This window comes from Streptomyces swartbergensis (assembly GCF_002148965.1).
Lineage (GTDB): Bacteria > Actinomycetota > Actinomycetes > Streptomycetales > Streptomycetaceae > Streptomyces > Streptomyces swartbergensis.
The window spans coordinates 1-7,837 of sequence record NZ_NGFN01000385.1; the positions used below are offsets into that span (position 1 = coordinate 1).

Annotated in this window: 6 protein-coding genes; 4 read left to right on the forward strand and 2 right to left on the reverse strand. The window is 71.4% G+C overall.

The genetic code is table 11. The features are described from left to right. Together CA983_RS37350 and CA983_RS37355 are read left to right on the forward strand one after the other, a co-directional pair. A partial coding sequence (locus CA983_RS37350) for a helix-turn-helix domain-containing protein (RefSeq protein ID WP_143645670.1) occupies positions 1 to 264 on the forward strand: 264 nt, incomplete at its 5' end. Between the two features lie 93 nt (positions 265 to 357). After that, positions 358 to 1,146: a phosphatase gene (locus CA983_RS37355; RefSeq protein WP_086605173.1), complete on the forward strand. Its 789-nt coding sequence runs from the start codon at positions 358 to 360 to the stop codon at positions 1,144 to 1,146. Here CA983_RS37355 and CA983_RS37360 read toward each other — a convergent pair. Then, a complete protein-coding gene (locus CA983_RS37360) occupies positions 1,139 to 2,047 on the reverse strand; it encodes an acyl-CoA thioesterase (protein ID WP_086605174.1) in 909 nt (302 codons plus the stop codon). The two genes, CA983_RS37355 and CA983_RS37360, sit on opposite strands and share 8 nt — an antisense overlap. 34 nt (positions 2,048 to 2,081) lie before the next feature. Further along, positions 2,082 to 3,239 (reverse strand): acyl-CoA dehydrogenase family protein, encoded by a 1,158-nt coding sequence (locus CA983_RS37365; RefSeq protein WP_086605175.1) that lies wholly within the window; start codon positions 3,237 to 3,239, stop codon positions 2,082 to 2,084. A 190-nt stretch (positions 3,240 to 3,429) separates the two neighbouring features. Here CA983_RS37365 and CA983_RS37370 point away from each other — a divergent pair, with 190 nt between their 5' ends. Next, positions 3,430 to 7,167, forward strand: a complete 3,738-nt coding sequence (locus CA983_RS37370; RefSeq protein WP_086605176.1) for an ABC transporter ATP-binding protein — start codon at positions 3,430 to 3,432, stop codon at positions 7,165 to 7,167. Between the two features lie 111 nt (positions 7,168 to 7,278). Continuing rightward, a complete protein-coding gene (locus CA983_RS37375) occupies positions 7,279 to 7,674 on the forward strand; it encodes a hypothetical protein (protein ID WP_086605177.1) in 396 nt (131 codons plus the stop codon). Positions 7,675 to 7,837: the final 163 nt, after the last annotated feature.

Sequence of the window (7,837 nt, forward strand, 5' to 3'; positions counted from 1 at the left end):
GCCCTCGCCGACCTGGTCCCGCCCGCCGAGGCGGCGGCCCACGCCCGCACCCTGCTCGCGCCCGTCACGGCCCATCCCGCGCTCCCCGAGACCCTGCGCACCTGGCTGTCCCTGCACGGCAGCTGGGACCGCACGGCCGTCGCCCTGTCCGTGCACCGCAACACCGTGCGGCAGCGCATCGCCCGGTGCGCGGCCCTGCTGGAGACCGACCTCGACGACCCGGACGTCCGCATGGAACTCTGGTTCGCGCTGCGGCACATCTGAGTATGTGAGCGGGGTCCCGCTGAGTACGTGACGCAGATCCCAGCGTGCGATACGTCAGGGCCGCCCGCAGTCGGCTGCCTCACAATGGGAGCCATGCCGATACCCGGGACACCCAGCCGCGCCGAACTCGTCGACCACCTCGTCAGGACGCGCATCGCGGGCGATGTCGCCACCCCCCGCGAGAACAACCTCTCCCACTACCGCAAGCTGGCGAACGCCGACCGTCACTACTGGTTCGGCCTGGAACTCGGCGACCGCTGGAGCGACGAGCAGGACGTCCTCGCGGTGATGGCGGAACGGGCCGGCGTGAACGACGACCCCGAGTACCGGTACGGACAGGACACCATCGACCCGGAGCTGACCGTCGCCGGTCTGGAGCGGCTCGCCGGGCGGCTGCGCAAGGCGGCGGACGGGCAGCAGCGGGTCCTGTTCGCCACCGGCCACCCCGGCGGCCTGCTCGACGTGCACCGCGCGACCGCGGCGGCCCTGCGCGCGGCCGGCTGCGAGATCGTCGTCATCCCGGAGGGGCTGGCGACGGAGGAGGGCTACGTCATGCAGTTCGCGGACGTGGCGGTGCTGGAGCACGGGGCCACCCTGTGGCACACCCACTCGGGCGAGCCGATGAAGGCCATCCTGACCGCCATGGAGCGCGAGGGCCGCCCGCTGCCCGACCTGGTCGTCGCCGACCACGGCTGGGCGGGCTACGCCGGACAGCACGGCGTGGACTCCGTCGGCTACGCCGACTCCAACGACCCGGCCCTCTTCCTCGCCGAGGCCGAGGGCACGGTACAGGTGACGGTGCCCCTCGACGACCATGTGGTCAGCCCCCGCCACTACGACCCGATGACGGCGTACCTGCTGGCGGAGGCGGGCCTCAGCTAGTGTCCGCCTCGCGCGGGACGCGGACCACGCCCTCCTGGATCACCGTGATGGCCAGCCGCCCGTCCTGCGTGTAGATGCGGGCCTGTCCCAGTCCCCGGCCGCCGTACGCGGACGGGGACTCCTGGTCGTAGAGCAGCCACTCGTCGGCGCGGAACGGCCGGTGGAACCACATCGCGTGGTCCAGGGAGGCCCCGACGACGTCGCCGACGGCCCAGCCGCCCCGCCCGTGCGCGAGCAGCACGGAGTCGAGGAGCGTCATGTCGGAGACGTAGGTGGCGAGGACGACGTGCAGCTGGGGGTCCCCCCAGACGGAGTCTGGGGGAGGATCGTCGGCGAGCTTGCCGTTGGTCCGGAACCAGACCTGGGAGTGCGGCTCGCGCGGCTCGCCGAACTTCCCGTACGGCGGCTCGTCGACGTAGCGCAGATCGACGGCGGCCCGGGCCTCGAGAAACTTCTCCACGACCGCCGGGTCGATATGCCCGTACCCGCGCAGCCGCTCCTCACCGGTGGGCAGCGTGGCGGGATCGGGCGCGGACGGCATCCGCTCCTGGTGGTCCAGCCCGTCCTCGTACACCTGGAAGGACGCCGAGAGGTGGAAGATCGGCTTGCCGTGCTGGACGGCGACCACCCGGCGCGTGGTGAAGGAGCGGCCGTCGCGGATCCGGTCGACGGTGTAGACGATGGGCGCGCCGGGATCGCCGGGGCGCAGGAAGTACGCGTGGAGCGAGTGCGCGGGCCGGTCCTCGGGGACCGTGCGCCCGGCCGCGACGAGCGCCTGGGCCGCGACCTGCCCGCCGAAGACCCGCGGGACGACGGCGGACCGGGAACGGCCACGGAATATGTCCTCCTCGATCTGCTCCAGGTCGAGCAGATCGAGGAGGTCCTGTAGTGCCTGACTCATGCGACTGTTGTACCGGCCACTGATTGCGGTCGGCTTACAGCCCCATGTCCTTGGCGATGATCGTCTTCATGATCTCGCTGGTGCCGCCGTAGATGCGGTTGACGCGGTTGTCCGCGTACAGGCGGGCGATCGGGTACTCGTTCATGTAGCCGTAGCCGCCGTGCAGCTGGAGGCAGCGGTCGATGACGCGGTGGGCGACCTCGGTGCAGAACAGCTTCGCGGAGGCGGCCTCGGCGGGGGTGAGCTCACCGGCGTCGAGGGCCTCGGTCGCGCGGTCGGCGACGGCCTCGGCGGCGTCCACCTCGGCCTGGCAGGCGGCCAGCTCGAACTTGGTGTTCTGGAAGTGGGCGACCGGCTTGCCGAAGACCGTGCGCTCCTGCACGTACTGCTTGGCGAACCGGACGGCGGCCTTGGCCTGGGCGTAGGCGCCGAAGGCGATGCCCCAGCGCTCGGAGGCCAGGTTGTGGCCGAGGTAGTAGAAGCCCTTGTTCTCCTCGCCGAGGAGGTCCTCGACGGGCACCTTGACGTCGACGAACGCCAGCTCGGCGGTGTCGGAGGTCTTCAGGCCGAGCTTGTCGAGCTTGCGGCCGACGGAGTAGCCCTCGGACTTGGTGTCGACGGCGAAGAGGGAGATGCCGTGGCGGCGGTCCTCGGCGGTCGGGGCGGCGGTCCGGGCGCAGACGATCACGCGGTCGGCGTGCACACCGCCGGTGATGAAGGTCTTGGCGCCGTTGAGGACGTAGTGCGTGCCGTCCTCACTCAGCTTGGCGGTGGACTTCATGCCCGCGAGGTCGGAACCGGTGCCCGGCTCCGTCATCGCGATGGCCCACATCTCCTCGCCGGTGACGAACTTCGGCAGGTAGCGCTTCTTCTGCTCGTCGGTGGCGAGCATCTTGATGTAGGGCAGGGCGAGCAGCACGTGCACGCCGGAGCCGCCGAACTGGACGCCGGCGCGAGCGGTCTCCTCGTAGAGCACGGCCTCGAACTTGTGGCTGTCCAGGCCCGCGCCGCCGAACTCCTCGGGGACGTTGATCCCGAAGATGCCCAGCTCACCGAGCTTGTAGTAGAACTCGCGGGGCGCCTGGCCCGCCGCGAACCACTCGTCGTACACGGGTACGACCTCGGCCTCGATGAAGGCGCGCAGGGTCTCCCGGAACGCCTCGTGATCCTCGTTGAACACCGTACGGCGCACGCCGCCACCTCCAGGGACCTAGCTGTCTAAGCGCTTGCTCAGAGCAAGATACCGGCGAGTATCAATCACCGTCCAGGGTGGGGGCGGGGTAACGCTCGTCACGCCGCGGGATGAAAACAGGCTCCCACGGCGTTGGTGCCTTCCGGCAGACCAGGACGACCGGCAGACCAGGACGCTCGGAGGGCAACGCGTGACACCGCAACGGGGATGGGCACGACGACTGTGGGCCTACGCATGGCGCCACCCGAAGGACGTCGTACTCGCCCTCGGCTCCTCGCTGGCCGGCATGGCGGTCATGGCCCTCGTCCCGCTGATCACCAAGGTGTTCATCGACGACGTCATCAGCGACCACACCCGCTCGATGACCACCTGGGCCGGCCTCCTCATCGCCGCCGCGCTGGTCGTCTACGTCCTCACCTACATCCGCCGCTACTACGGCGGCCGCCTCGCCCTCGACGTCCAGCACGACCTGCGCACGGAGATGTACGGGACGATCACCCGGCTCGACGGCCGCCGCCAAGACGAGCTGTCCACCGGCCAGGTCGTCGGCCGCGCCACCAGCGACCTCCAGCTCATCCAGGGCCTGCTGTTCATGCTCCCGATGACCATCGGGAACTTCATGCTGTTCCTGATCTCTTTGGTGATCATGGCATGGCTGTCCGTGCCGCTGACCCTGGTCGCCCTGGCGGTGGCGCCCGCCATCTGGTGGATCGCCAAGCGCAGCCGCACCCGCCTGCATCCCTCGACCTGGTACGCCCAGGCACAGGCCGCCGCCGTCGCCGGCGTGGTCGATGGCGCCGTCAGCGGCGTGCGCGTGGTGAAGGGCTTCGGGCAGGAGGAGCAGGAGACCGGGAAGCTCCGGGAGGTCGGCCGCAGGCTCTTCGCCGGGCGGCTGCGCACCATCCGCCTGAACTCCGTCTACACCCCGGCCCTCCAGGCCGTCCCCGCCCTCGGCCAGGTCGCGATGCTGGCGCTCGGCGGCTGGCTCGCGGTCGGCGGACACATCACCCTCGGCACGTTCGTCGCCTTCTCCACCTACCTCGCCCAGCTCGTCGGCCCGGTCCGCATGCTCGCCATGGTGCTCACCGTCGGCCAGCAGGCCCGCGCCGGCACCGAGCGCGTCCTGGAGCTGATCGACACCGAGCCGTCCCTCCAGGACGGCCACAAGGATCTCCCCGCCGACGCCCCCGCGACCGTCGAGTTCGACGACGTCTCCTTCGGCTACGGCGCCGCCCCCGGCAAGACCAGCCCCGTCCTCGACGGCCTCTCCTTCGAGATCCGCCCCGGCGAGACCCTCGCCGTCGTCGGCTCCTCCGGCTCCGGCAAGTCCACGGTCTCCCTGCTGCTGCCGCGCTTCTACGACGTCACCCGCGGTGCCGTCCTCGTCGGCGGCCACGACGTGCGCGAACTGACATCGGAGTCGCTGCGGGCCGCGATCGGGCTGGTCCCGGAGGACTCCTTCCTCTTCTCCGACACGGTCCGCAACAACATCGCCTACGGCCGCCCGGACGCCACCCAGGAGGAGATCGAGCGGGCCGCCCGCGCCGCCCAGGCGCACCGGTTCATCAGCGAGCTCCCCGACGGCTACGACACCACCGTCGGCGAGCACGGCCTCACCCTCTCCGGCGGCCAGCGCCAGCGCGTCGCCCTCGCCCGCGCCATCCTCAGCGACCCGCGCCTGCTGGTCCTGGACGACGCCACCTCCGCCGTGGACGCCCGCGTCGAGCACGAGATCCACGAGGCCCTGAAGGAGGTCATGCGGGGCCGCACCACGCTGCTGATCGCCCACCGCCGCTCCACCCTGAACCTCGCGGACCACATCGCCGTCCTGGACGGCGGCCGCCTCGCCGACATCGGCACCCACGACGAACTCCAGCGGCGCTCCGCCCTCTACCGGCGCCTGCTCACCGACCCCGACGAGCTGGGCGCGGTCTCCCCGGGCCACACCCAGCCGGCCTGCCCCCAGGAGGACACCTCCGTCCGGGACGAGCTGGACGCCGAGTTCGACGCCGAGCGCGGGGTCACCCCACGGCTGTGGAGCGGCGACCGCGAGCGCAAGGACACCGCCCTCGCCGAGAGCCCCGCCACGCCCGAGCTGCTCACCCAGGTGGAGGCGCTGCCCCCGGCCACCGACGTCCCCGACGTCGACGAGGCACGGGCCGTCCAGCCGGAGGAGTCCTACGGCCTGCGCCGGCTGCTGCGCGGCTTCGGGCTGCCGCTGCTGGTCAGCCTCGGTCTGGTCGCCGTCGACGCGGGCATGGGCCTGCTGCTGCCGATCATGATCCGGCACGGCATCGACTCGGGCGTCACCCAGGCGGCGCTCGGCGCCGTGTGGGCGGCGTCGCTGCTCGCGCTGCTGACGGTGGCCGTGCAGTGGGCGGCCCAGGTCGGCGAGATCCGCATGACGGGACGTACCGGCGAGCGGGTGCTGTATGCGCTCCGGCTGAAGATCTTCTCCCAGCTCCAGCGCCTCGGGCTCGACTACTACGAGCGGGAGCTGACCGGCCGGATCATGACCCGGATGACGACGGACGTCGACGCGCTGTCGACGTTCCTCCAGACGGGCCTGGTCACCGCCTTCGTCTCGGTCGTCACCTTCTTCGGCATCATGATCGCCCTGCTGGTCATCGACGTGGAGCTCGCGCTGGTCGTCTTCGCGACGCTGCCGCCGCTGATCATCGCCACGTACTTCTTCCGCCGGGCGAGCGTGAAGGCGTACGAACTGGCGCGCGAACGCGTGTCGGTGGTCAACGCCGACCTCCAGGAGTCGGTGTCCGGGCTGCGGATCGTGCAGGCCTTCCGGCGCGAGCGGGACGGCGGGCGGCGGTTCGCCGGGCACAGCGACAGCTACCGTCAGGCGCGCATCCGGGGCCAGTGGCTGATCTCGGTGTACTTCCCCTTCGTGCAGTTCCTGTCGTCGGTGGCGGCCGCGGCCGTGCTGATCGTGGGCGGGGCGCGGGTCGACAACGGGACGCTGGCGATCGGCTCGCTGGTGGCCTACCTGCTCTACATCGACCTGTTCTTCGCGCCCGTGCAGCAGCTGTCCCAGGTCTTCGACGGCTACCAGCAGGCGTCCGTCTCGCTGGGCCGCATCCAGGAGCTGCTGCGCGAGCCGACGTCGACGAAGTCCGCCGACGAACCCCGCGAAGTGCTGTCCCTGCGCGGCGACATCGCCTTCGAGGACGTGCACTTCGAATATGGCGCCGCCGGTGCGGGGGAGGCGGCCCTCGGCGGGGTCGACCTGCGCATCCCCGCCGGGCAGACCGTCGCGTTCGTCGGCGAGACCGGCGCGGGCAAGTCGACCCTCGTCAAGCTCGTGGCCCGCTTCTACGACCCCACCGGCGGCCGGGTCACCGTCGACGGCACCGATCTGCGCGCCCTCGACCTCACCTCGTACCGGCACCGTCTGGGGGTCGTCCCGCAGGAGGCGTACCTCTTCCAGGGCACCGTCCGCGACGCCATCGCCTACGGCCGCCCGGACGCCACCGACGCCGAGGTCGAGGCGGCGGCCCGGGCGGTCGGCGCGCACGAGATGATCGCCACACTGGAGGGCGGCTACCTCCACGAGGTCGCCGAGCGCGGGCGCAACCTCTCCGCCGGGCAGCGTCAGCTGATCGCCCTGGCCCGCGCCGAACTGGTCGACCCGGACATCCTGCTCCTCGACGAGGCGACGGCGGCGCTGGATCTGGCCACGGAGGCCCAGGTCAACCAGGCCACCGACCGCATCGCGGGCCGCCGCACGACCCTCGTCGTCGCCCACCGCCTCACCACCGCCGCCCGCGCCGACCGGGTCGTCGTCATGGACCACGGCCGGGTCGCCGAGGACGGCACGCACGAGGAGCTGCTCGCGCGCGGCGGGCGGTACGCCGAGCTGTGGCGGACGTTCATCGGCGCGGAGCCGGAGGAGCCGGTCGGCGCGTCCCGGTGAGGCCCGCGCGACCGGCGTTCTCGTAACGCTCGTGCAACCGTCCGACATACGTCATGCGTCCGTACACCCGTACGCCGATGGTCGCGCACGACGCGGTACGGGAGGACGACAGTGGACAGTGGACCGATACGCCGGCGGCTCGCGCTCGGCCTGGCCGTGCTGACCGCCTCCGGCCTGCTCGCCGTCGCGGCGCCGGGCGAGGCGCAGGCCGCCTCCGCCTCCGCCCACTGTCCCGGCCGCAAGGTCCGCACCCTGCCGTTCTCCACCGGAACCGTGCTCGTCTACAAACGCGGCGGCTACGTCTGCGCCGTGACCCTCACCAAGAAGCCCGGCGTGAAGCGGAAGATGTCGGTGAGCGTGCAGGCACGCGGCAACCGCCCGGTCGTCGACGAAGGCCGGTACTCCTACCACGCCGGCCCGGTGATGGTGCACGCCGGGCGCCGCTGCGTATGGCTGAAGGGCAGGGTGGGGCAGGGCTCGGTCAGCTCCGGCTGGATCCTGTGCTGACGTCCGGCGCACAGAGGGTTTTCCCTATGTCCCCTGGTGCTGGGGGGAGTTGGTCCGCTAGCTTCCGGCGCACATCTGTCTCACAGGGGAGTGCGCATGCGCAAGGCGCTCAGATGGCTGCTGGCGCTCACGGTGCTCATAGGCACGTTGAGCACGGCCGGAG

Coding starts and splice junctions, on each gene's coding strand:
- CA983_RS37355 (WP_086605173.1), top strand. CDS start 358: ATGCCGATACCCGGGACACCCAGCCGCGCCGAACTCGTCGACCACCTC.
- CA983_RS37360 (WP_086605174.1), bottom strand. CDS start 2,047: ATGAGTCAGGCACTACAGGACCTCCTCGATCTGCTCGACCTGGAGCAG.